This window comes from Kineosporia sp. R_H_3, from assembly GCF_002198675.1.
Lineage (GTDB): Bacteria > Actinomycetota > Actinomycetes > Actinomycetales > Kineosporiaceae > R-H-3.
On record NZ_MWLL01000212.1, the window covers coordinates 1 to 20839 of the forward strand.

At 74.0% G+C, this 20839-nt stretch carries 29 protein-coding genes and 1 pseudogene; 24 read left to right on the forward strand and 6 right to left on the reverse strand.

Annotation, left to right across the window (positions count from 1 at the left end; all coding sequences use genetic code 11):
• The 5 genes from coaE to ECOMGDLI_RS26545 all read left to right on the forward strand — a co-directional run.
• On the forward strand, positions 1-1126 hold a 1126-nt coding region (coaE, locus tag ECOMGDLI_RS26525), incomplete at its 5' end, for a dephospho-CoA kinase (protein WP_088319849.1).
• 68 nt (positions 1127-1194) lie between these two features.
• The gene (locus ECOMGDLI_RS26530; RefSeq protein WP_143447961.1) at positions 1195-1815 is read left to right on the forward strand and encodes a hypothetical protein; all 621 of its coding nucleotides are present in this window, start codon (positions 1195-1197) and stop codon (positions 1813-1815) included.
• Positions 1816-1846: 31 nt separating this feature from the next.
• Positions 1847-3949 (forward strand): excinuclease ABC subunit UvrB, encoded by a 2103-nt coding sequence (uvrB, locus tag ECOMGDLI_RS26535; protein WP_088319851.1) that lies wholly within the window; start codon positions 1847-1849, stop codon positions 3947-3949.
• A gap of 150 nt (positions 3950-4099) precedes the next feature.
• On the forward strand, positions 4100-5662 hold the full coding sequence (locus ECOMGDLI_RS26540; RefSeq protein WP_088319852.1) for a methyl-accepting chemotaxis protein: 1563 nt from the start codon (positions 4100-4102) through the stop codon (positions 5660-5662).
• A gap of 157 nt (positions 5663-5819) precedes the next feature.
• Positions 5820-6806 (forward strand): TerC/Alx family metal homeostasis membrane protein, encoded by a 987-nt coding sequence (locus ECOMGDLI_RS26545; protein ID WP_088319853.1) that lies wholly within the window; start codon positions 5820-5822, stop codon positions 6804-6806.
• Between the two features lie 15 nt (positions 6807-6821).
• On the opposite strand, the gene ECOMGDLI_RS26550 is transcribed toward ECOMGDLI_RS26545, so the two are convergent.
• The 3 genes from ECOMGDLI_RS26550 to ECOMGDLI_RS26560 are packed head-to-tail and all read right to left on the reverse strand — an operon-like array spanning position 6822 to position 9186.
• Complete coding sequence (locus ECOMGDLI_RS26550) at positions 6822-7319, reverse strand: hypothetical protein (RefSeq protein ID WP_088319854.1); 498 nt, start codon at positions 7317-7319, stop codon at positions 6822-6824.
• A gap of 20 nt (positions 7320-7339) precedes the next feature.
• Positions 7340-7945, reverse strand: a complete 606-nt coding sequence (locus ECOMGDLI_RS26555) for an RNA polymerase sigma factor (protein WP_198955206.1) — start codon at positions 7943-7945, stop codon at positions 7340-7342.
• Between the two features lie 5 nt (positions 7946-7950).
• Positions 7951-9186 (reverse strand): S8/S53 family peptidase, encoded by a 1236-nt coding sequence (locus tag ECOMGDLI_RS26560; protein WP_088319855.1) that lies wholly within the window; start codon positions 9184-9186, stop codon positions 7951-7953.
• A 178-nt stretch (positions 9187-9364) separates the two neighbouring features.
• On the opposite strand from ECOMGDLI_RS26560, the gene ECOMGDLI_RS26565 reads away from it, so the two are divergent.
• Entirely contained in the window at positions 9365-12070 is a 2706-nt protein-coding gene (locus ECOMGDLI_RS26565; protein WP_088319856.1) for a CHAT domain-containing protein, read from the forward strand.
• Positions 12071-12079: 9 nt separating this feature from the next.
• Here the strand turns inward: ECOMGDLI_RS26565 and ECOMGDLI_RS26570 are convergent.
• Positions 12080-12268, reverse strand: a pseudogene (locus ECOMGDLI_RS26570) (MBL fold metallo-hydrolase); the annotation flags it as partial.
• Between the two features lie 25 nt (positions 12269-12293).
• On the opposite strand from ECOMGDLI_RS26570, the gene ECOMGDLI_RS26575 reads away from it, so the two are divergent.
• Positions 12294-13787: a recombinase family protein gene (locus ECOMGDLI_RS26575; RefSeq protein WP_158221169.1), complete on the forward strand. Its 1494-nt coding sequence runs from the start codon at positions 12294-12296 to the stop codon at positions 13785-13787.
• Between the two features lie 4 nt (positions 13788-13791).
• On the opposite strand, the gene ECOMGDLI_RS26580 is transcribed toward ECOMGDLI_RS26575, so the two are convergent.
• Positions 13792-13977, reverse strand: a complete 186-nt coding sequence (locus ECOMGDLI_RS26580; protein WP_088319858.1) for a hypothetical protein — start codon at positions 13975-13977, stop codon at positions 13792-13794.
• A gap of 21 nt (positions 13978-13998) precedes the next feature.
• Complete coding sequence (locus ECOMGDLI_RS26585) at positions 13999-14514, reverse strand: helix-turn-helix transcriptional regulator (RefSeq protein ID WP_088319859.1); 516 nt, start codon at positions 14512-14514, stop codon at positions 13999-14001.
• Positions 14515-14620: 106 nt separating this feature from the next.
• Between ECOMGDLI_RS26585 and ECOMGDLI_RS26590 the strand changes: the two genes are divergently transcribed.
• The 17 genes from ECOMGDLI_RS26590 (at position 14621) to ECOMGDLI_RS26665 (ending at position 20814) form a co-directional block, all read left to right on the forward strand.
• The gene (locus ECOMGDLI_RS26590; RefSeq protein WP_158221170.1) at positions 14621-14848 is read left to right on the forward strand and encodes a helix-turn-helix transcriptional regulator; all 228 of its coding nucleotides are present in this window, start codon (positions 14621-14623) and stop codon (positions 14846-14848) included.
• Between the two features lie 3 nt (positions 14849-14851).
• Positions 14852-15109: a helix-turn-helix domain-containing protein gene (locus ECOMGDLI_RS26595; RefSeq protein ID WP_088319861.1), complete on the forward strand. Its 258-nt coding sequence runs from the start codon at positions 14852-14854 to the stop codon at positions 15107-15109.
• Positions 15109-15291 carry a hypothetical protein gene (locus tag ECOMGDLI_RS26600; RefSeq protein WP_088319862.1) on the forward strand — a complete coding sequence of 61 codons (183 nt, stop codon included), beginning with the start codon at positions 15109-15111 and terminating at the stop codon, positions 15289-15291. The genes ECOMGDLI_RS26595 and ECOMGDLI_RS26600 overlap by 1 nt, the downstream gene beginning before the upstream one ends.
• A 105-nt stretch (positions 15292-15396) precedes the next feature.
• A complete protein-coding gene (locus ECOMGDLI_RS26605) occupies positions 15397-15837 on the forward strand; it encodes a hypothetical protein (RefSeq protein WP_088319863.1) in 441 nt (146 codons plus the stop codon).
• Positions 15834-16220, forward strand: coding sequence for a hypothetical protein (locus ECOMGDLI_RS26610; protein ID WP_088319864.1), 387 nt, complete (start codon positions 15834-15836; stop codon positions 16218-16220). Before ECOMGDLI_RS26605 ends, ECOMGDLI_RS26610 begins: the two co-directional genes overlap by 4 nt.
• A complete protein-coding gene (locus ECOMGDLI_RS26615) occupies positions 16217-16597 on the forward strand; it encodes a hypothetical protein (RefSeq protein ID WP_088319865.1) in 381 nt (126 codons plus the stop codon). Before ECOMGDLI_RS26610 ends, ECOMGDLI_RS26615 begins: the two co-directional genes overlap by 4 nt.
• Positions 16594-16875, forward strand: coding sequence for a hypothetical protein (locus tag ECOMGDLI_RS26620; RefSeq protein ID WP_088319866.1), 282 nt, complete (start codon positions 16594-16596; stop codon positions 16873-16875). The genes ECOMGDLI_RS26615 and ECOMGDLI_RS26620 overlap by 4 nt, the downstream gene beginning before the upstream one ends.
• A complete protein-coding gene (locus tag ECOMGDLI_RS26625) occupies positions 16872-17162 on the forward strand; it encodes a hypothetical protein (protein ID WP_088319867.1) in 291 nt (96 codons plus the stop codon). The genes ECOMGDLI_RS26620 and ECOMGDLI_RS26625 overlap by 4 nt, the downstream gene beginning before the upstream one ends.
• Entirely contained in the window at positions 17159-17293 is a 135-nt protein-coding gene (locus tag ECOMGDLI_RS36350; RefSeq protein WP_255396029.1) for a hypothetical protein, read from the forward strand. Before ECOMGDLI_RS26625 ends, ECOMGDLI_RS36350 begins: the two co-directional genes overlap by 4 nt.
• On the forward strand, positions 17290-17709 hold the full coding sequence (locus ECOMGDLI_RS26630; protein WP_088319868.1) for a hypothetical protein: 420 nt from the start codon (positions 17290-17292) through the stop codon (positions 17707-17709). The genes ECOMGDLI_RS36350 and ECOMGDLI_RS26630 overlap by 4 nt, the downstream gene beginning before the upstream one ends.
• Before the next feature lie 20 nt (positions 17710-17729).
• Positions 17730-18092 (forward strand): hypothetical protein, encoded by a 363-nt coding sequence (locus tag ECOMGDLI_RS26635; protein ID WP_143447962.1) that lies wholly within the window; start codon positions 17730-17732, stop codon positions 18090-18092.
• A complete protein-coding gene (locus ECOMGDLI_RS26640; RefSeq protein WP_088319870.1) occupies positions 18089-18469 on the forward strand; it encodes a hypothetical protein in 381 nt (126 codons plus the stop codon). The genes ECOMGDLI_RS26635 and ECOMGDLI_RS26640 overlap by 4 nt, the downstream gene beginning before the upstream one ends.
• Positions 18466-18792 (forward strand): hypothetical protein, encoded by a 327-nt coding sequence (locus tag ECOMGDLI_RS26645; RefSeq protein WP_088319871.1) that lies wholly within the window; start codon positions 18466-18468, stop codon positions 18790-18792. The genes ECOMGDLI_RS26640 and ECOMGDLI_RS26645 overlap by 4 nt, the downstream gene beginning before the upstream one ends.
• The gene (locus ECOMGDLI_RS26650; protein ID WP_088319872.1) at positions 18789-19400 is read left to right on the forward strand and encodes a hypothetical protein; all 612 of its coding nucleotides are present in this window, start codon (positions 18789-18791) and stop codon (positions 19398-19400) included. The genes ECOMGDLI_RS26645 and ECOMGDLI_RS26650 overlap by 4 nt, the downstream gene beginning before the upstream one ends.
• Positions 19397-19864 carry a hypothetical protein gene (locus ECOMGDLI_RS26655; RefSeq protein ID WP_088319873.1) on the forward strand — a complete coding sequence of 156 codons (468 nt, stop codon included), beginning with the start codon at positions 19397-19399 and terminating at the stop codon, positions 19862-19864. The genes ECOMGDLI_RS26650 and ECOMGDLI_RS26655 overlap by 4 nt, the downstream gene beginning before the upstream one ends.
• Positions 19861-20493, forward strand: coding sequence for a hypothetical protein (locus ECOMGDLI_RS26660; RefSeq protein WP_088319874.1), 633 nt, complete (start codon positions 19861-19863; stop codon positions 20491-20493). Before ECOMGDLI_RS26655 ends, ECOMGDLI_RS26660 begins: the two co-directional genes overlap by 4 nt.
• 120 nt (positions 20494-20613) lie before the next feature.
• Entirely contained in the window at positions 20614-20814 is a 201-nt protein-coding gene (locus ECOMGDLI_RS26665; RefSeq protein ID WP_088319875.1) for a hypothetical protein, read from the forward strand.
• Positions 20815-20839 lie beyond the last annotated feature (25 nt).

Below are 20839 nucleotides of genomic sequence, written 5' to 3' on the forward strand. Positions count from 1 at the left end.
GTCGACGGTCGCGGGGCGGCTCGCGGAGCGGGGCGCCGTCGTCGTCGACGCCGACCGGATCGCCCGCGAGGTCGTCGAGCCCGGCACCGAAGGGCTCGCCGCGGTCGTCGACGCGTTCGGCCCGCAGGTGCTCGGTCCGGACGGCCGGCTCGACCGTCCGGCGCTGGGCCGCATCGTCTTCGGCGACGAGCCCTCCCGGCTGCGGCTCAACGGCATCCTGCACCCACGGATCGCGGCGCGGACCTACGAGCTCATGACCGCCGCACCGCCGGACGCCGTCGTCGTCCACGACGTACCGCTGCTCGTCGAGAACCGGATGGGTGCCGCGTACCACCTCGTGCTCGTCGTCCACACCCCGGCGGACGAGCGGGTGCGCCGGCTCGTCGAGGACCGGGGGATGGCCGAGGACGACGCCCGCGCCCGGGTCGCCGCCCAGGCGGACGACGACGCGCGGCGGGCCGCCGCCGACGTCTGGCTCGACAACTCCGGCGCCCCGGACGCCGTCCTCGCCGCCGTCGACCGGCTCTGGGAGACCCGGCTCGTGCCCTTCGAGGCGAACGTCCGGCTGCGCCGCCGGGCGCCGCGGCCGGCCGTCGTCGAGGTCGTCGACCCCGACCCGACCTGGCCGGCGCAGGCGCAACGGCTGCTCGCCCGGATCGGGGCCGCGCTCGGCGACCGGGCGCTGCGGCTGGACCACGTCGGCTCGACGGCCGTGCCCGGGCTGCCCGCGAAGGACTGCCTCGACCTGCAGGTCGTCGTCGCCGACCTCACGGTCGCGGACGCCGCCAGGTCGGCGCTCGAGGACGCCGGGTTCGCGTTCCGGGCGGCCACCGAGGACGACCTGCTCTCCGGCGGCACGGCGCCCAAACGGCTGCACGTCGCCTGCGACCCCGGCCGTCAGACGCACGTGCACGTCCGGCCGGCCGCGAGCCCCGCCGTCCGCGAGCAGCTCGCCTTCCGGGACCTGCTGCGGGCCCGCGACGACGAGCGCGACGCCTACGCCGCCGTGAAGCGGGCTGCGGTCGCGGCCGCGGCCGGGACGGCGGCCGGCGAGGGCCGGTACGACGCCTACCTCGAGGCGAAGTCGGCGTGGGTGCGCGCCGCGCTCGGCCGCGCACTCGCCTGAGCCACGACGTGCGGCCGCGGGTGCAACGCCGGCCTGCCCTGCGGCGTCCCGACCGTATGAGCCGTGCCGTGCGCAGCGTCCTGTCCTTCGTGCTGGCCCTCGCGGGTGCAGGAGTCCTGCTCGTCACCGGGTCGCTGCCGGCGAGCGCGTGCAGCTGCGCCGTGGGCCCGCCCACCACCCAGGCCGAGGCGGACGCCCTGCTGCGCGGTGCCGACGCCGTCTTCGTGGGCAGCCTCGTCGCCCGGGCGGACACCGCACCGGGCGCGGGCGGCGAGATCTCCTCGGGCGACCCGGCGACGCTGACGTTCGCGGTGACGAGGGTCTTCAAGGGGGACGTCGCCGCCGTGCAGGAGGTCGGGACGGCGCGCAGCAGCTCGTCGTGCGGACTGGACGTGGCCGGGGGAGCGCCGTACCTGCTCTTCGCCGAGCGCACCGGCGGTGCCCTGCGGACGTCACTGTGCAGCGGCAGCACCCCGGACCTCGCGTACGCGACCTGGGCCGGCGCACCGCCCGAGGGCGCCGTCGCCGCCGGGGGCGCGCCGCCGGCGAGCCCCCCGGTGCCCGGTGCTGACCCGGTCACCGCCGAGCGGCCGTGGTTGCTCGCTGCGACGGCCGCGGCCGCAGCCGTGGCGCTCGCCGTGACGGGCGGCCTGGCCGTCGCGCTCCGTCGCAGGCGCCCCGCGGAATGAGCTTGTCGGTGCGGGCGCTTACGGTGGTGCCATGCGTCCCGTCACCGACCTCCAGCGCACCGTCGCCCCCATCCGGGTCGTCTCGGACTTCTCGCCGAGCGGCGACCAGCCCACGGCGATCGCCGAGCTCGCCGAGCGGGTCGAGGCGGGGGAGAAGGACATCGTCCTGCTCGGGGCGACGGGCACCGGCAAGTCGGCGACGACGGCCTGGCTCATCGAGAAGGTGCAGCGCCCGACGCTCGTGCTCGCCCCGAACAAGACGCTCGCCGCGCAGCTCGCCAACGAGTTCCGCGAGCTGCTGCCGCACAACGCCGTCGAGTACTTCGTCTCGTACTACGACTACTACCAGCCCGAGGCGTACATCCCGCAGACGGACACCTACATCGAGAAGGACTCCTCGATCAACGAGGAGGTCGAGCGGCTCCGGCACTCCGCGACGAACTCGCTGCTGACCCGGCGGGACGTCGTCGTCGTGGCCTCGGTCTCGTGCATCTATGGTCTCGGCACGCCCCAGGAGTACGTCGACCGGATGGCCCGGCTCAAGGTCGGGGACACCGTCGAGCGCGACGACCTGCTCCGCCGCTTCGTCGGGATGCAGTACACGCGCAACGACCTCGCGTTCACCCGCGGCACGTTCCGGGTGCGCGGCGACACCGTCGAGATCATCCCGGTGTACGAGGAGCTCGCCATCCGGATCGAGTTCTTCGGCGACGAGATCGACCGGATCTACACCCTGCACCCGCTCACGGGCGAGATCGTCCACGAGGAACGGGAGATGTACGTCTTCCCGGCGACGCACTACGTCGCCGGCCCGGAGCGGATGGAGCGGGCCATCGCGGGCATCGAGCTCGAGCTCGCCGACCGGCTCGCCGAGATGGAGCGGCAGGGCAAGCTGCTCGAGGCCCAGCGGCTGCGGATGAGGACGACCTACGACATCGAGATGATGCGCCAGGTCGGCTCGTGCTCCGGCATCGAGAACTACTCGCGGCACATCGACGGCCGCGGCCCGGGGACGGCCCCGAACACCCTGCTCGACTACTTCCCCGAGGACTTCATGCTCGTCATCGACGAGTCGCACGTCACCGTGCCGCAGATCGGGGCGATGTACGAGGGGGACATGTCCCGCAAGCGGCAGCTCGTCGACCACGGGTTCCGGCTCCCGAGCGCGATGGACAACCGCCCGCTCAAGTGGGAGGAGTTCCTCGAGCGGATCGGGCAGACCGTCTACCTGTCGGCGACCCCCGGCGACTACGAGCTGGCGAAGGGCCGGGGCGTCGTCGAGCAGATCATCCGCCCGACAGGCCTCATCGACCCGCAGGTCGTCGTCAAGCCGACGAAGGGCCAGATCGACGACCTGCTCGGGGAGATCCGCGAGCGCGCCGCGAAGAACGAGCGCGTCCTCGTGACGACGCTGACGAAGAAGATGTCCGAGGACCTCACCGACTACCTCCTCGAGCAGGGCGTGCGGGTCCGGTACCTGCACTCCGAGGTCGACACCCTGCGGCGGGTCGAGCTGCTGCGCGAGCTGCGGCAGGGGGAGTTCGACGTCCTCGTCGGCATCAACCTGCTCCGCGAGGGCCTCGACCTGCCCGAGGTGTCGCTCGTGAGCATCCTCGACGCCGACAAGGAGGGCTTCCTGCGGTCCGCGAAGTCCCTCATCCAGACGATCGGCCGTGCGGCCCGCAACGTCTCGGGCGCGGTCCACATGTACGCCGACCGGATCACCCCGTCGATGGAGCAGGCGATCGGGGAGACGAACCGGCGGCGCGAGAAGCAGGTCGCCTACAACACCGCGCACGGCGTCGACCCGACCCCGCTGCGCAAGAAGATCGCCGACATCACCGACCTCATCGCCCGCGAGGAGGCCGACACCGAGGAGCTCATCGGGGGCGGCGGCCGGCAGCGCAGCCGCGGCAAGGCGCCGGTCCCGGGGATGCGCAGCGGCGGCCGGGCCGCGACGGGCGCCGCGGCGAACCTGCCGGCGACCGACCTCGCCGACCTGATCCAGCAGCTCACCGACCAGATGCACTCCGCGGCCGCCGAGCTCCAGTTCGAGCTCGCCGCGCGGCTGCGGGACGAGGTCTCCGAGCTGAAGAAGGAGCTGCGCCAGATGCGGGCGGCCGGGGCGAGCTGAGCAGCGGCCGCGGCCCGGCGGGCCGCCCGGACCGCGGGCGACGTGCTCCCGCATCTACAGGTCGCCCGGTGGGGCGCCGATGTCCTCGGTGATCGGGCGCCCGGCTCCGCCGGGGTGCCCGCCGTCACCCAGAGGACGTCGGAGACACGCATGGCGCTGCAGCTCACTGTTCGGCAGAAGGTCACAGCCCTCGGGATCGCGGCCGTGCTCTCGACCGGGGCCGGTGTGGCGGGCGCGCTGTCCATGTCGGCCGCGTCCACGGACGCGCGGGCGCGGGTCGACACCCTCACCTCGGCCGGCAACCTCGTCCGCGAGCTCGACACGCGCGCGAGCGAGCTCAAGGTCGACGGCTACAAGTCGCTGCTCATGGCCACGCCGGCCGAGGAGAAGGCCGAGCTCGCCGACGACACCGCCAAGGTGACGAAGAAGCTCGACGCCCTCGACGCGCTCCCGCTCGACGCCGAGGCCCGCAAGGCCGTCGCGCCGCTGCGCGCCGCGTTCGCCGGGTACGCCGACGGGATCGCCGCCGTCATCGACGGCGCGGTGGCGAACCAGAGCGCGCAGCAGGCGAAGTTCGAGGACATCCAGACCGCGAACGACGTCACGGACGAGGCCGTCGGGAGCGCGCTCGACGCGCTCGACGCCGAGACCGCCAAGGTCGAGGCCTCCGTCGACGCCTACGCGAAGCGGCTGCGGCTCGTCGTCCTCGTCGTCGCCCTCCTCGCCGTCGCCGCGGTCGTCGGCGTCGCCGTCGCGGTGTCGGCGTCGGTCTCCCGCGGCCTCGCCCGGCTCTCCGAGACGCTCGCCGCCGTGGCGGGCGGGGACCTCACCCGGCGGGCCCCCGAGACCGGCAGGGACGAGCTGTCCCAGATCGGTGCCGCGGCGAACACCGCCTTCGCAGCGGTCGCCGCCGTCGTCGCCCAGGTCGCCGAGGCCGGCGCCCGGCTGAGCCGGGAGGCCGACACCCTGCGCGACGTCGCCGCGCGCGCCAGCTCGTCGGCCGGCACCGCCGCGAACGAGGCGGACGTCGTCTCGTCGTCCGCCGCGACCGTCTCGCAGAACGTCCAGGCCGTCGCCGCCGGGTCCAACCAGATGGACGCCTCGATCGCGGAGATCGCCCGCAACGCCCAGGAGGCCGTGAGCGTCGCCCAGGACGCGGCCGGTGCGGTCGCCGCGACGACCGACACGATGAACACCCTCATGGAGTCCAGCCGCGAGATCGGCGACGTCGTCCGGCTCATCACGACGATCGCCGAGCAGACCAACCTGCTCGCCCTCAACGCGACGATCGAGGCGGCCCGCGCCGGGGACGCCGGCAAGGGCTTCGCCGTGGTCGCCGACGAGGTCAAGCAGCTCGCGCAGGAGACCGCGCGGGCCACCGAGGACATCTCCCGCCGGGTCGAGGCGATCCAGTCGGACACCGGCCGCGCCGGCGAGGCGATCGGCGAGATCGCCAACGTCATCGCCCGGATCACCGAGTTCCAGGCGACGATCGCCAGCGCGGTCGAGGAGCAGACGGCGACGACCCAGGACATGAACCGCGGCGTCGGGATCGCCGCGGCCGGGTCCGGCGAGATCGCGGCGAGCATCGAGGGCGTCGCCCGGGCGGCCTCGTCCGCGGCGACGACCGTCGACGAGGCGCTCACGAGCGCCGAGGCGCTCGCCCGGGTCGGCAGCGACCTCCAGGGCGCGGTCAGCCGCTTCCGCTACTGAGCCCCTCCGGGAGCGTGTCCGCGCCGGGCCGTCCACAGGGCGGCCCGGCGCGAACGCGTGACCGGGCCGGTCTGGTTACCATCGGAACGTCTGTTCGCCCGCCGTCGGCGACCCGCCGGCACCCGGTGGGGCCCGCCACGGCCTGTCCGGAGGTGTCGTGACGCTCCCCGCCTGGTTCGAGGTCGCGACGTTCGTCGTCCTCGGGCTCCTGCTCCTCGTGGACCTCGCGATCGTCGCCCGGCGTCCCCACGCACCGTCGATGCGCGAGGCGTCGCTCTGGGTCGCGTTCTACGTGAGCCTGGCGATGGCCTTCGCGCTCGTGCTCCTCGCCGTCGCCGGGCCGCGGCCCGCGGGCGAGTTCGTCGCGGGCTGGCTCACCGAGTACAGCCTCAGCGTCGACAACCTCTTCGTCTTCGTCGTCATCATGAGCCGGTTCGCGGTGCCCCGCGCCAACCAGCAGTTCGTACTCATGATGGGGATCATCCTGTCGCTCGTGCTCCGCGGCGGGTTCATCCTCGTCGGTGCGGCCGCGATCGAGCGGTTCTCGTGGGTCTTCTACTTCTTCGGGGCGTTCCTCATCTACACCGCGGTGCAGCTCGCCCGGCAGGGCGAGTCCGACGAGGAGGACTTCCAGGAGAACGCCCTGGTGCGCGGCGCGCGCCGGGTGCTCCCGCTCACGAAGGACTTCGTCGGATCACGCCTGACGACCCGCGACGCGGGGCGCTTCATGCTCACGCCGATGGTCATCGTCTTCCTCGCCATCGGCTCGACCGACCTGCTCTTCGCGCTGGACTCGATCCCGGCGATCTTCGGGCTCACGAAGGACCCGTTCATCGTCTTCACCGCGACGCTGTTCGCCCTCATGGGCCTGCGCCAGCTCTACTTCCTGCTCGGCGGCCTGCTCGACCGGCTCATCTACCTGTCCCTCGGCCTGTCGCTCATCCTCGGCTTCATCGGGGTCAAGCTCATCCTCGAGGCGCTCCACGAGAACGAGCTGCCGTTCCTCAACGGCGGCGAGAAGCTCGAGTCCGTCCCGACGATCTCGATCCTGTGGAGCCTGTCGTTCATCGTCGGCGTCCTCGCCGTGACGACCGTCGCGAGCCTGCTCGTGTCCAACCGGTCGAAGGACCCCGCCGGCGCCTGACCCGGGCCGCCCGGCTCAGAGGCTGATCCAGTCCGTGACGACGCTCGCCCCGGACGCGAGGTGGCACGTGAGCCGGAACCGGGTCGCCGGCACCGGCCGCAGAGTGAACCAGCCGACCTCGTCGACGGCGACGTCGACCCGGCTGGAGTCGGGGGAGAGCACCTCGACCGTCGCCGACTGCGGCGGCACGAGCTGACCGAGGACGCCGTCGTCGGTCACCTCGAGTTCGATGGACAGGTCGTCCGCGGCGAACGTCAGCGAGCGCAGGGCGGCCTGCTCCGACCGGACGCCGACGAGCAGGCTGCTCTCCTCGCCCTGGAGAGCGGCGTCGTCGGCGAACGAGTCGTAAGTGAGGTGCGCCTGCGTCAGGGCGGTCAGCTCGGCGTCGATCGAGCGCCAGGTGAAGATCGCCTTCCCGGCGTCCACGAGCGCGCCGGGCACCTCGCGCTCGGCACGCAGCGCCTCGCCGAGCTCGGAGAGGAGCTCGTCGTCGGTCCACTGGTCGTCGTACATGTCATTCCCCTGGGTCGAGGTCAACGGTGGGCGGGCCGTGCGGGGCTCTCGAGGAGCGGTGCGACCGCAGGATGGTTGCGGATCTTCTCGAGGCAGCGCTGGCGGGTCGGGCCGATGCTGCCGATCGGCATGTCGAGCCGTCGTCCGATCTCCGCGTAGGCCAGCGGCGGGTCGTGGATGAGCAGGACGACGAGCTGCTGGTGCTGCGGCGGCAGGTCGGCAAGCGCCTCGAGCAGGGCCGCGTGCCGCTCGGCCTGCACGATCATGTCGTCGAGCTGCTCGGTGAGGTCGATCGTCGCCCCGTCGACCTCACCCACCAGCTCCGCCCGCTGCCGGCCGCCCTTGCCGGTCAGCAGGTGCAGGCACTCGCGACGGGTCGTCGTCGCGATCCACCCGGGCAGTGCCGCCGGCTCCCGGATCGACCCCAGGTGCTCCAGGAGCGACAGCCAGACACCCTGCGCCACGTCGAGGGTGTCCGCCTCGTCGAGCCGGTGCCTCCGGCACACGGACATGACGAGCGGCGCGTAGCGGGCGACGAGGGCCCCCCAGGCCCGGTCGTCACCCTGCAGCGCGCGCGTGACGAGGTCCGCGACGAGGTGCGACCCGCCCTGCGGTCCCGTGGTCACCGTCGTCACCCCGCGTCCGGTGCGGAGTACACCGAGAGGACGTCGTCCGGCGCCCCGGCGAGGATCCGGGCGAGCGCCCCCCGGGCACCGCCCTCGCCGTCGGCCAGGGCGGCGAGACGGCCCGCCGCGACCGCAGAGGCCATGCTGCTGCCCGACCAGCGGGCGACCCCGTCGAACTGCTCGACGGCACCCCCGAGGGAGACCTTCCCGTCGAGGAAGGTGCTCACGACGTCCGTCCCGTCCGTGAGGACGTTGACCCACGGGGTGCGCGGCGTGAACGGCGCGGGCTCGTGACCGCCGCCGTGCCGGACCCGGCCGCCGACCGCGACGACCCCGTCGAGGGCCGCGGGCCACAGGGGCGCGATCCGCGTCGGCACCCGCTCGGCACGCTCCCGGCCGTGGTTACCGCCCGCCGCGAGGAGCACGACGTCGTCGCGGACCATTTCGACGGCGGCGGCGAGCACCAGCGGCGGGCGGTTGTCCTCGGTGAAGCAGCCGAGCGACATGTTGACGATCTGGACGGGCGGCTCGGCCTGCGTCACGAGGTCGAACAGCGCGAGCGCGACCTCCCACGCCGTCGCCGTCGCGTCCCGGCCTGCGAGCACCCCGCGCACGAGGAGCCCGGCGTCGCCGGCCTGCTGGTGGACCAGGCCCGCGGTGAAGGTGCCGTGCCCCTGGACGAGCGCGGCGGTCCCGGTCGGGTCGAGCCGGGTGCTGCCCGGCAGGAGCCGGCCGTCGTAGGTGATGTCGTGCCGCACGGGCGTGTCGAGCAGGCCGACCGTCACGCCTGCTCCGCCGGCGCGCGGAACGGGCAGGTCGGACGCCGGGACGTCACCGACCGGGGGACCGTCACCGCGGATGACCTTGATCGGAGCGCCCTCGCCGCCGACCATGACGCGGTTCTTGCCCATGCGCGGGAACCAGCCGTCCCAGCGGTCCGCGAACGTGAGCCGGACACCCGCGAGCACCTGCTCGAGCGGGGACTCGGCGCGCAGCGGGGTGCGGGAGCCGGGCAGGACGCGCGAGCGGCGCAGCGTCCGGGCGAACCGGGCGGCCACCTCGTCGACGTCGTGGAGCACCAGCCGGGTCAGGCCGATGCCTTCGTGGCTCTCGAGCTCGAGGACGTCGGCGGACCCGAGGAGCCGCAGGACCCGCGGCACGTGCGGGGTCGCGACGACGAACTCGTTCGGGGAGAAGTCGGTGAACGACGGCGCCTCGTCGTCTTTGCCCGGGGAGGTCATGGCCTGGATCGCCTTCCGCTGTGGGTCGGGTCAACTCACGGAGGACGATCGGACGCACCTGATACATGTGTTCCGGAAGTGACCTGGTACACACGTGTGCTGTGACGCCTCCGGCCTGGCTCCGCGGCGCGGCAACTCTATTGCGGCCACCGGCGCGAGCGCACCAGTGTGTCCTGGTGTGACGGGTCTGTCCGGGGTCGAGGAGCTCGCCGACGCGCAGCGGCTCGTCGAGAGCGACCCCGCGCAGGCGCTGGCCCGGGCGGTGGACGTCGTGCAGGGCGCCCGCGCCCGGCGGCAGCCGGCGCTGAGGTCCCGCGCAGAGCGCGTCGCGGGTCTCGCGAGCTTCCATCTGGGCCGGGTCGACGAGGCGGCCGGCCACCTCCGGTCGGCCGTGGCTGCGGCCGTGGCCGCGGCCGACCACGGGTTGGAGGGGCTGGCCCGGATGTCGCTGGCCGGAGCGCTCAGCTTCCAGGGGCGTACGGCCGGGGCCCTGCGCGAGATGGACCGTGCCCTCACCCGCCTCACGGGGCCGGACCGGCTCACCGCCCTCGGCCAGCACGCGATGATCCTGTGGAACTGCGGGCGCTTCGACGAGGCGCTGGACGGCTACGACGCGGTGCTGCGCGAGATGCGCGACGCGGGTGACCTCGCGGGCGTCCACACGGTCCTGCTCAACCGCGGGGCGTGCCTGCTGGACCGGCTCGACCTCCAGGGTGCCGAGCAGGACCTCGTCGAGGCGGTCGACGTCGCGGCCGGCCTCGGCGACGAGCTGTCGGCCGCGTACGCGCGCGCCAACCTCGGCTACCTCTACGCCCTGCGCGGTGACGTCCCCCGGGCCCTCGAGGTCCTCGGCGCCGCGGAGAGCCGGTTGCGGGCCGCGTCGTCGCACGTCGGCGAGCTGCTCTCCATGCGGGCGGACGCGCTGCTCGCCGTCCGGCTCCTGCGCGAGGCGCGGGAGGTGGGCCTCGAGGCGCTCGAGGCGCTGACCCAGGAGGGCAACCGCTCCTCGGCCGCGCTCACCCGGCTCACCGTGGCCCAGGTCGCCGCGATCGACGGCCGGACCCGCCCGGGCGCGCTCGCCGAGGCCGCGACGCACGCCCGGCGGGCCGGCCGGGAGTTCCGCCGGCTCGGCCGCGCCGACCAGGCGACCCTGGCCCGGCTCGTCGAGCTCCAGGCGCTGGCGAAGGACCCGGCGACCGCCGGGCGGGTCGGCCTCCGGGACGTCACCCGGGTCGTCGAGGTGGCCCGGGCCGCGGGCTGGTGGGGACCTCTGCTCGACGCCCACCTGCTCGCCCACGACGTCGCGGCGGCGCGACGGCACCGCTCCGGGCCCGAGCACCTGCGGGCGGCGAGCCGGCTGCGGCACGGCTCGCGCCCGGCGGACCTGCGGGCGCGCGCCTGGTACGCGGAGGCGCTCCTGCGGCGGACGGCGGGCAACCCGGCCGGCGCCGAGCGGGCCGCCCTGCGCGGCCTCGAGGTGCTCGACGAGTTCCGCGCCGTCCTGCCCGCGACCGACCTGCGCGCGCACGCGGCCGCGCACCGGGGGGACCTGTGCGACCTCGGCGTGCGGATGGCCCTCGACAGCGCGGACGCCCGGCGGGTGCTGCGCTGGGCCGAGCGCAGCCGCGCGACGCACGTCCTCACCCGGCCGGTGACACCCCCGCGCGACCCCGTCCTCGCCGAGCGGATGGCGACCCTGCGCCGGGCGGTCATGGACCTCTACGAGGCCCGGGCCGAGGGGACCGGCTCGGTGCGCGGCGAGCGGCTGCGCACGCGGGTCACCCGGCTCGAGCGCGAGATCCGCGACCTCGCCCTCCGCTCCGGCGGGCAGGGGACGGAGCGGACCGCGCGGCTGCGGGAGGGCCTCGTGCGACCGGCCGCCCCGGCCGACCTCGCGGCCGCCCTCGGTGACCGTGCCCTCGTCGAGTACGTCGTCCACGACGGCGCCCTGCACGCGGTGACGCTCGTCGACCGGCGCTGCCGTCTGCACCACCTCGGGGACCTCGCGCGGGTCGCCGGGCTCGTCGAGCGGGTGCCCTTCGCGGTGCAGCGGATGATCCGGGCCGCCCGGAGCCCGGGCGGCGCCGCCGCGGCGCAGACGCTGCTCGCGGACGCCGGGCGGCGGCTCGACGCGCTGCTCCTCGGGCCGCTGCGGGAGACCGCCGGCCGCGACCTCGTCATCGTGCCCACCGGGGTGCTCCAGGCGACCGCCTGGTCGGTGCTGCCGTCGTGCCACGGGCGGCCGGTGACGGTCGCGCCCTCGGCGACGGTGTGGCTCGCCGCGAGCGGCCGCCCCGCGTCCCTCGGGCCGGCCGTCGTGGCCGCCGGACCCCGGCTCGCGAACGCCGCCCAGGAGGCCCGCACCGTCGCGGACCTCTACGGCGTCGACCCGGTCGTCGACCCGGACGCCACGGTCTCCGCCGTGTCCGCGGCACTGCCCGGCGCGTCGGTCGCGCACCTGGCCACGCACGGGCGGCTCTCGGCGGAGAACCCGCTGTTCTCCCACCTGCTGCTGTCCGACGGCCCGCTCGTCGTCTACGACCTCGAGCGGCTCGAGTCGCTGCCGCACACAGTCGTGCTCGCCGCCTGCGACAGCGGGCGGCACGTCGCGCCGACCGGTGACGAGCTCCTCGGTCTCGGCGCGGCGTTCCTCGCCGGGGGGACGGCCCAGGTCGTCGCCTCCGTCGTCCCGGTACCGGACGCCGAGACCGCGACGCTCATGGGCGCGCTCCACGAGGGGCTCGTCGCCGGGCACCCGCCCGCCGTCGCGCTGGCCCGCGCGCAGGCGTGGCTGGCCGGCGCGGGCCCCGTCGCCGCGGCGACGTCGGCGGGCTTCGTCTGCGTCGGTGCGGGCTACGTGCCCGTCCCGGTCACGCGCGGCTGAGCCGTCGGGTCACCAGCCGCGCTCGCGCCACTGCGCCAGCGACGGCCGCTCGGCGCCGATCGTCGTGTCGCCGCCGTGCCCCGGGTAGACCCAGGTCTCGTCGGGGAGCGTCCCGAACAAGCGCGTCTCGACGTCGTCGATGAGCCGGGTGAACCGGGCGGCGTCCTTCTGGGTGTTGCCGACGCCCCCCGGGAATACGCGCGGAGCGCTAAGGTCCACACTCATGGATGACGAGGCGGTGCTGCTCTACGCCCGCATCAGCGAGGACGACCTCGGCACCGAGCAAGGCGTCGACCGCCAGCTCGAGGACGGACGGGCGCTCGCCGCCGCGCGCGGGTGGCGGGTCGCTGAGGAGTTCGTCGACAACGACACCAGCGCGCTCGCCGGGCGTCGGCGACCAGGCTACGAAGCGCTGCTCGCCGCCGTCCAGGCCAGGGTCGGGCAGCGGGTCATCGTCTGGCAGACGTCGCGGCTCTGGCGGAACAGGCGAGAGCGCGCGGACGGCATCGAGCTCCTCCGCCGCGCCGCCTGCCCCGTGACCCCGGTCAAGGGGCCGGAGCTCGACATGTCAACCGCCTACGGCCGCGGCATGGCAGGCCTCCTCGGCGAGTTCGACACCATGGAGAGCGAGGTCAAGGGGGAGCGCGTCGCGCGCGCCGCCCACCAGCGAGCCCAGCAGGGCCGCGCGAACGGCGCCGCCGGGTACGGCTGGGTCCGCGTCTACGAACACGACGACCGCGGGCACCGGACGGGCGCTCGCGACGTCGTCGACGAGCCGGCCGCCGCGATCGTCCGCGAGATCACCGCCCGGGTCCTGCGGATGGAGACCCTCAACAGCATCACCGCCGGCCTCAACGCCCGCGGCGTCCCGGCCCCCGGCGCCCAGCTGCGGTTCGTCGACAAGGCCCGCTCGAAGTCCAACCCCGACGGAACCCGTTGGTCCCGGACCTCGGTGAAGAAGCTCGCGCTCCGCGCCGCGAACGCAGGCCTGCGGATCCACCGCCGCGGCGAGACCGACGAGGCCATCTACGACGCCGCCTGGCCCCCGCTCGTGCCCCGCTCCGACTGGGAGCACGCCGTCGCCATCCTCTCCGCGCCAGCCCGGTCCAAGACGAACCCCGGCGGCCGGCGGCACCTGCTCACCTGGGGCATCGGAGAGTGCGGCACCTGCGAGGGCCACCTCCGGGTCGCCACCAAGACGAACCGCGGCCGCGCGCACGTCCTCTACGTCTGCGACGCCAAGGGCTGCGTCGGCCGCAACGAAGAGCGCGTCGACGACTTCATCGCCCGGGTCGTCGTCGCCTACCTGGCCCGGCCCGACGCGCTCGCCTGGCTCCGCTCCCGCGATGACGAAGGCGCCGCCGAGGCCCGCGCTACCGCAGACGAGCTGCGCTCGCGGGTCGCTGCGGCAGCGGACGCCTACGCGGCGGGCGCCCTGGGCCTGGCAGCGCTGCAGCGGGTGGAGGAGCAGTGCCGCCCGCGCCTCGAGGCGGCCGAGCGGCGCCTGGCCGGGTCGGTCCGTGCCGTCCCGGCTGGGGTGCTGGCTGAGCTCGCCGGGCCAGCCGCTGAGGCGGCGTGGGAGGCGGCGCCGGTGTCGACACGGCGTGCGGTGCTCGAGGCGCTGGGGATGCGGGTGCGGATCCTGCCGACGCGGCCTGGTCCTGGGTTCGACCCGGACTCGGTGGCCGTGGACTGGCCGGGGGCTGCGGGCGCCTAGGTGCTCAAGCGCTGCGTCGCTGCTCGGGGAGTCCGGGGAAGGGTCGGCTGGAGACCTTGGCCCAGGCCGCGGCGGCCTCGGCGTGGGTCGCCGTGTCGGAGACGATGAGGATGCGGTCCTGGGGTGACCAGACGGCTTTCGTGGGGGCAGGAAGCGGCGTGGTGTCGATGATGACGTCGTTGTGGCTCACGACGCGGCCCCCAAGGTTTGGTTACTGCTGTCCCCGGATCTCCCGTATCCGCCGTAGCGCGGCTGCTTTCGCTGCGGCTTCCACTTCTTCACGCTCAGTGGGGGACAAGTCACTCAACGCGCTCGGGTCGAACGTAACGACCATCTGCGACAAGTGGGCATCCGCGATCTCGGTTTCGGGTGTTTGGGGGACGTCCTCACCCGTGTGACGACCCTCGTAGACAGCATCGAACGTCCCGGGCGGTAGCCGGAGCGCCGCCTCGACGGCTGCCCGGCGGGACCCGTGCGGCCAGGACTTGCCGTCGAGCCAGTTGGCGAGGGTGTCGCGGTCGATGCCGGCCTTCTTGGCGAGGGCGAGGCGGGAGATGGGCGGCGTGGGGGCGCCCATCTGTGCGGTGACGAAGTTCCGCAATCTGCGGCGCGCGTCTTCCTGCGCATCTGCATGTGCATCAGCCATATCCGCGGAGCGTGATTCATCGGGAGTCATGGCGCAATGTTCCGCGATGTTGGGCACGTCTGGGTAGGCCAGGATCACCATTCGGACGAGATCGTCCTCACCCGAACGGCCTAACTTCGGCAATCATCGTACCGAACATGCCGAACTTGACTTGACTTCACGCGATCGAGTGCCGAACATTGAGGTCGTGAGCACGGCAGAATTCGGCACTCAGCAAGACGCTGGACGACGCCTGCGAGCAGACCGCGAAGCAGCGGGGATCGACCCCAGCACCTTCGCGGAACTGATCGGCCGATCACGGTCCCACATCCGCAGCCTCGAGAACGGCAACCGCCGGATCACCGAGCACGTCGCCGAACTCGCTGCCGCGGTCCTCGACACCGACCCCGACCGCTACATCACCCCAAGGAGGTGACTCATGGCCACTCGTCGCACGCCCACCGCGCCCGTCTCGGACGTCCTGCTCACGCCCGACGAGGCCGCTGAGCGCATCAACAAGGTCCTCTCCACCCAGTGGCCCGCCCGCCGGATCGTGACCCTCGTCCGTGAGGGCCAGCTCGCCGCCGTCCGCGTCGACGGCCGCAACACCGTCCGCGTGCACCCGGCAGACCTCGAGCGGTTCCTCAGCGACTACATCGCGAAGAACCGCGTCGTCCCCGACACCCAGGTCGCGTGATGGCCCGCGCCGACACCCACGACCGGCTCGCAGCCGCCGTCGCCCGGGCCGTCGCCGCGGCACCACCCATGACCGCCCGCACCGCCGACCGGCTCGCGGTCCTCCTCGGCCCCGTCACCCCACCGACACCCGAGACCACCGCGCCACCCGCAGCACCGGCCGCCAGCAACGAGGCCGCCTGAACACCAGCCAGGAACGCAGCAGGCCCGGCACAAGGCCGGGCCCGCTCACCGCCCGTGGACGCCCGACTGACCAGAAGCGCGTCCCACGAACCCCTTGAGGATGACATGAGCACCAGCACGTACACCAGCACCGTGACGCACGGCGTCGCCGGCGCCGACGGTCTCGCCACCGCCGAGCACCTGTCCCGCCGCATCACCGCCGCCGCCCTGGCCTACAGCGAGGTCGGCTCCGCGGTCCAGCGGCGCCGCGAGGTCAACATCCCCGAGCGGGTCCTCGTCCAGCTCGTCTGGGAGTTCGGCCTCGCCACCGTCACCATCAACGACCCCGACACCGCCCGCGAGGTCGCCGCGATCCTCGGCGTCACCCCGTACCCCACGCGGACCCCGAACCTGCACACCTGGCGCGGCCTCGTCTGCGACGTCCCCGTCGTCCTCGTCGGCCGCGGCCGCCTCGCCGACGACCTCACCCCCGAGGCCGCAGCCCGCCTCATCGCCGAGATCCGCGCCCTCGACGAGGTCGCCACCACCCTGGACGTGACCGCGTGACCGGCGAGGAGCACTACGCCCAGGCCGAGCAGCTCATCGAGGCCGTCCGCGCAGCCTCGGACGCCGCCCAGGGCGCGATCCTCCCGCACCAGAACGCGCAGCAGTTCCAGTCCGTCCTCGCCGCACAGATCAACCTGGCGCACGCCCACGCGACACTCGCGCTCGCCGACGTCCGCCGACAGGCTGGCCACTCCGTGTGGCCCGCCGCCGCACCTGCCGCTGTCGCCTGGGCTGTCCTCGACGCGAACGACCGGGTCCGACTCGTCACCCTCCTCCGGGACGAGGCGCTGCGCACCGCTGGTGAGGCGGCGCGGGACGGCTACTCGGTCCGCCCCCTCGTGTTCGCCGACCTCGACGACGTCGCCCCCGAGGACCCCCGGTGAACGGCCCCGTCCTCGGCGACCCCCTCGCCCCCGGCTACATCCGCCAGGTCAACGCGAGCATCCCATCGCCGTCCCGTGCGGCCGAGCTCGACGCCACCGTCGCCCAGGTCCAGCCCCTCGCCGTCACCGCGACCGCGAAGTTCCGGGACCACTGGCACGGCCTCGCCTTCCCGTGGTGCGACACCTGCCTCGCCCCAGCCGTCCTCGTCGACCGCGTCGGCTGGCGGCACGCCACCGGCACCTACCAGCAGGGCGTCCCGCGCGACCTCGACCCGCAGCGGCACGCCGTCACCGCCCTGGCCTGGCACGCCGGCCAGCTCACCCCCGACGACATGACCAGCCCGATCGTCACGATCCAGGAGGACGACCCCCGATGAGCGCGCTCCTCACCCACGTCCTGCCAGTGCTGTTCTGCACCGCGGTCGTCGCCTTCGGCGTCGTCATCGGCGCCGCACAGACCGCTTCGACCATCACCAAGGCCCGCCGCCGTGCCGCCGGCCTCGCACCCGCCCGGCACGCCCGCAACGCCACACCCATCGACCACGCCCGCACCATCCGCCGGGCGCTCGCAGCCGGCCGGATCGCTGTCCTCGACGGGCTGCGCCCTCAGCGCTCCGACGAGCGTCTCGCCCAGGTCGCAGGAGGCACGCGATGAAGTTCACCGAGAAGCACAAGGCGACCGGAACGATCTGCAACGCCTCCCAGCGGGACGCCTACTCCAACGAACTGGCGCACGCCTCGACGGTCGTCTGTGACCGCGAGGAGTGCAGGGCCAAGGCCAACGCCTGGATCGGCGCCATGACGAACGAGCAGGGCGTCTACCGGTCGTTCGTCGAGTCCCGGGCGCGTGCCGCTGCTCCGGTCGTCGAGCAGCCCGCAGTCGACTCAAAGGTCAGCCCCTTCGACGTCCCGCTCTTCGACCTGCCGGGGTTGACCCGGTGAGCGACCGCGCCATGGTGGCCGCCCTGCTCGCCGTCGCAGCCATAGCGGCCCTCGTGGTCACGCTGGTCATGCCGAGCATCAGGCCCGCCGAGCCGTGCCCGCGTGACCGCGTCGGGTGCGTGACCCCGTGACCGGGCCGAAGACGGTCGACGAAGTGACCGCCAGCGTGTCGGCCCTTGTCGCCGAGTTCCTGAGCCACAGCCACGTCCACGCGCTCGCCACCGAGGCCGCTGCCGTTCGGTTCGCGGCACAGCGGGAGGCGGACCTCGTCTCGGAGATCGCCCGCCAGCTGGTGGTCCTGGTTCGTCAGGCCGACGACCCGGCGAAGTACCCGACCGCGGCAGAGGAGCGGGACGCCCTGCTGGCGCGCCTCAAGCAGTCGAGCGGGCAGATGAGGCGTGCCCTGGCCGTCCCCGTGGCTGACCGCACGGCAACCGCGCCGCTCACGAAGCACAACACCCAGGACTGCCAGTGGTGCTCGGGCTACGAGACCGCCGTCCACGACAGCCTCTACGCCGCACACGACCACGCCGGCGGCGCGGCATGACCGGCGGCCCGACCCGTCTGATGCTGTCGACCGCCGCCCGCGCGGCGGCGCTGCGGCACCTCGAGCGGCGCATCGTCGACCCCGTCGCGCTGCTCGTCGCCATCCACGACGCCGCAGACACGAAGGCGCTCGCCGACGCCCGGCTCGCCGCGGTGTTCCAGATCGGCGCCGTGGGGGAGCAGGTCTGGCCGGGCCCGTGCCCGGTCACGACCGGCAGCGACGCCCTGGCGGTCGGCTGCGACACCGACCTCGACACCGAGGGCCGCGTCATCCACGCCCGCCACGAGCCCATCAGCTTCGTCAAGCGCATCAGCCGGGTCACGGCCCGCGCCGAGAGCCGCCTCGACGGCAGCGACACCACCAGCCAGAGGAGGACAGCGTGAGCGAGCAGACCGACCTCCTGGACCTCCTCGCTGCCAGCCCGGTGGCTGGCCGCCAGGACGAGCAGACCACGCAGCTGCTCGCCGTCATCGCTGGCGACCCGGTGCACGCCGAGGACCGCCGCAGGGTCGTCGCCGCGATCGTCGCGGACGCCGACGCCAACGGGGGAGCGGTCGACCCGAACCGGGTCCGCGGTGCCCTCACCAACGACCATGGCCTCGACGTCACCCCGCAGGTCCTGTCCGCCACCTACAGCGCCCTGCGCTGCGCCGGCGCCCTCGAGGCCACCGGCTGGGGCTGGAACGCCGACACCCGTGGCCGGAACAGCGGCAAGCCGATGCGCCTCTACCGCCTCGCGGACCGGAGGGCAGCAGCGTGAAGGCCCCCACCAAGACCGTGACCCTCGGCATCTCGTGCCCCGTCCACGGCGTCCAGGCCGCCCCTGCGGCCACGGTGCTCATCGCCCGGCGCGTCACCCCGACCGTCTCGTCCTGGACCGTCACCGGCCCGTGCCCGGTCGGCGACTGCAGCATCGCCGTCGTCCTCCCCGCCGTCACCGGCACCGCAGGCGTCTCCCTCGCCTACGTGGCCCGCCTCAACGCCGCCGGCGCCCGGCTCATCGACGTCCACCCCGGCGACCCCGCCACCGACATCGTCCCCATCGCCGTCCCCTCGACCGTCACAGGAGGTGGCGCAGCATGAAGCGCCTCGCACTCATCCGCATCGCGCTCGCCGCCTACGACGCCCTCCTCCACTCCGCCGCCACCCTCGTGGTCCGCTGCCTCGACCCGCAGTGGGCCCGGCCCGCACCGGAGCCGTTCATCCAGGACGCCATGCGCCCCGCCCTCGACGAGTGGTCCGAAGACCCGATGGGCGGCTACGAAGACCACGAGCCCGCAGAGGAGCCCTCACCAGCCACCCTCAGCACCCCGACACCGCCCCCGCCGCCGGTCACGATCCTCAAGGCCACCTGCGTCTACTGCAGCGACATCGACGTCCCCGCGACGTCCGCCGAGGTCGTCATCTTCCGCAACGCCCTGCACCTCTCCTGGTACGGCTTCACCTGCCCCCAGTGCACCCGGCGCACCATCCGCTCCGCGGCGAGCGATGAGACCCGCGCACTGCTCCTCAGGGCCGCCGGCGCCCACATCGTCATCGAGCTCGTCCCCGCCGAGGCCCTCGAAGAGCACCCCAACGGCCTCGCCATCACTAACGACGACCTCCTCGACGCCCACCTCTGGCTCCAGGCCAACGACGACCTCGCCGCGCTCGCCGGCGTCATCGACGTCACCGACGGCGGTGCCCGATGACCACCGCCGACGAGCTCACGCTCACCCCGACCCAGAACCTCGTCATGGAGGTGCTCGCCGCCCGCTGGCGCGAGGGTTGGTCCGTCTGGACCTTCGAGGCCCGGCACCGCCGCACCCTCGAGCAGCTCGCCGCCCTCGGCCTCGTCCACGAGAAGTCCGGCGTCGTCGAGAAGACCTGGCTCGGCTGGCTCACCGACGAAGGCAAGGCCGCCGTCCTCTCCCCGACCTACCAGCCGCCCTCGCCCGGCGACCTCTGGTCCCGGCCCGACCTGGCCCTCGTCCAGGACGCCATCAACGTCGCCCGCGGCGGCTGGCACCAGGCCCGCCGATGGGAAGAGCCCCTGCCGCTGCCCACCTGGGTCGAGGACCTCCGCGCCGCCCTCGGCGACGGCGCCGAATGCACCTGCCGCCAGTGCACCGACTCGCCCCGCCGCGAGCAGCACTACAGCGGCGGCCGCCGGTGACCGGCGGCCGCGCCTGGGTCGGCATCGACCCCGGCTACAACGACACCGGCATCGTGGTCCGCCGCGGCCCGACCCTCATGTTCCACACGATCGTCCACCGCGACCACGACGAGGCCACCGCCGACGCCAAGCGCGGCATCCAGGTCGGCCCCCGCTACGGCATGGCGCTCGCCGCGGCCGTCACGGACGTCGTGGGCCGAGTCTGGGCCGTCGACGGCCACGAGCCCGTCCGGGTGGCCGTCGAGGACCTCACCGCCCCCGGCGGCCGCGTGAAGTCCGCGGACGGCAGCCAGCGTCTCGTCCAGCCCCGCCACCTCGCCGGCGCGGCCAAGGCCCTCGCCTACATCGAGCTCACCGTCGCCCTCCACCCCCTCGCCCGCCTCGTCCGCGTCCCCCCGGCGAAGCACGGCCAGCACCTGCTCCGCACCTACCCCGATGCCTTGGTCACCGCCGCCGAGCGGCAGCACGGCACCAACCGCGGCGCCCGACACAACGCCGACCTCAACCACTGCCGCTCCGCCTGGGACATCGCCGGCGGCGGCCCCACCGCGGACCGCATCACCATCGCGCTCGACATCACCCGCGCCGCCATCGCAGGCGGCCGCTCCAGCCAGGGAGACCCGAAGTGACCCCGCTCGACACCGACCCGACGCGCCAGCGCGCGACCGTCACCATCGGCCGCGGGGGCTGGGTCTCGTGGACGTGCCCGCTGTGCGACCAAGCCGAGCCTCCCGCAGCCCACACGGAGCATGCACTGGGTCATCACCCGCGTCCGCTACCACCTGCGCTGGCGCCACGGCTACGTCGCGATTCCCGCCTGGCAGCCCGAGGGCGCTCGCCGCGTCACCGCCGACGAGGTCGCCGTCCGCCGGCGCCCGGCCGCCGGGCGCAAGCAGCCCGCCGTCATCGACCTCGCGGCCCAGGTCCCGCCGCCCGCGCTCGCGGCCTGACCTGCCCCGACCACCCCGGAGAGGA

Excerpts from the sequence above, each read along its gene's own strand:
- uvrB (WP_088319851.1), top strand. The coding sequence starts at position 1,847 with ATGCGTCCCGTCACCGACCTCCAGCGCACCGTCGCCCCCATCCGGGTC.
- ECOMGDLI_RS26540 (WP_088319852.1), top strand. The coding sequence starts at position 4,100 with ATGGCGCTGCAGCTCACTGTTCGGCAGAAGGTCACAGCCCTCGGGATC.
- ECOMGDLI_RS26550 (WP_088319854.1), bottom strand. The coding sequence starts at position 7,319 with ATGTACGACGACCAGTGGACCGACGACGAGCTCCTCTCCGAGCTCGGC.
- ECOMGDLI_RS26560 (WP_088319855.1), bottom strand. The coding sequence starts at position 9,186 with ATGACCTCCCCGGGCAAAGACGACGAGGCGCCGTCGTTCACCGACTTC.
- ECOMGDLI_RS26575 (WP_158221169.1), top strand. The coding sequence starts at position 12,294 with ATGGATGACGAGGCGGTGCTGCTCTACGCCCGCATCAGCGAGGACGAC.
- ECOMGDLI_RS26585 (WP_088319859.1), bottom strand. The coding sequence starts at position 14,514 with ATGGTGATCCTGGCCTACCCAGACGTGCCCAACATCGCGGAACATTGC.
- ECOMGDLI_RS26595 (WP_088319861.1), top strand. The coding sequence starts at position 14,852 with ATGGCCACTCGTCGCACGCCCACCGCGCCCGTCTCGGACGTCCTGCTC.
- ECOMGDLI_RS26600 (WP_088319862.1), top strand. The coding sequence starts at position 15,109 with ATGGCCCGCGCCGACACCCACGACCGGCTCGCAGCCGCCGTCGCCCGG.
- ECOMGDLI_RS26605 (WP_088319863.1), top strand. The coding sequence starts at position 15,397 with ATGAGCACCAGCACGTACACCAGCACCGTGACGCACGGCGTCGCCGGC.
- ECOMGDLI_RS26620 (WP_088319866.1), top strand. The coding sequence starts at position 16,594 with ATGAGCGCGCTCCTCACCCACGTCCTGCCAGTGCTGTTCTGCACCGCG.
- ECOMGDLI_RS26625 (WP_088319867.1), top strand. The coding sequence starts at position 16,872 with ATGAAGTTCACCGAGAAGCACAAGGCGACCGGAACGATCTGCAACGCC.
- ECOMGDLI_RS26635 (WP_143447962.1), top strand. The coding sequence starts at position 17,730 with ATGCTGTCGACCGCCGCCCGCGCGGCGGCGCTGCGGCACCTCGAGCGG.
- ECOMGDLI_RS26650 (WP_088319872.1), top strand. The coding sequence starts at position 18,789 with ATGAAGCGCCTCGCACTCATCCGCATCGCGCTCGCCGCCTACGACGCC.
- ECOMGDLI_RS26655 (WP_088319873.1), top strand. The coding sequence starts at position 19,397 with ATGACCACCGCCGACGAGCTCACGCTCACCCCGACCCAGAACCTCGTC.
- ECOMGDLI_RS26665 (WP_088319875.1), top strand. The coding sequence starts at position 20,614 with ATGCACTGGGTCATCACCCGCGTCCGCTACCACCTGCGCTGGCGCCAC.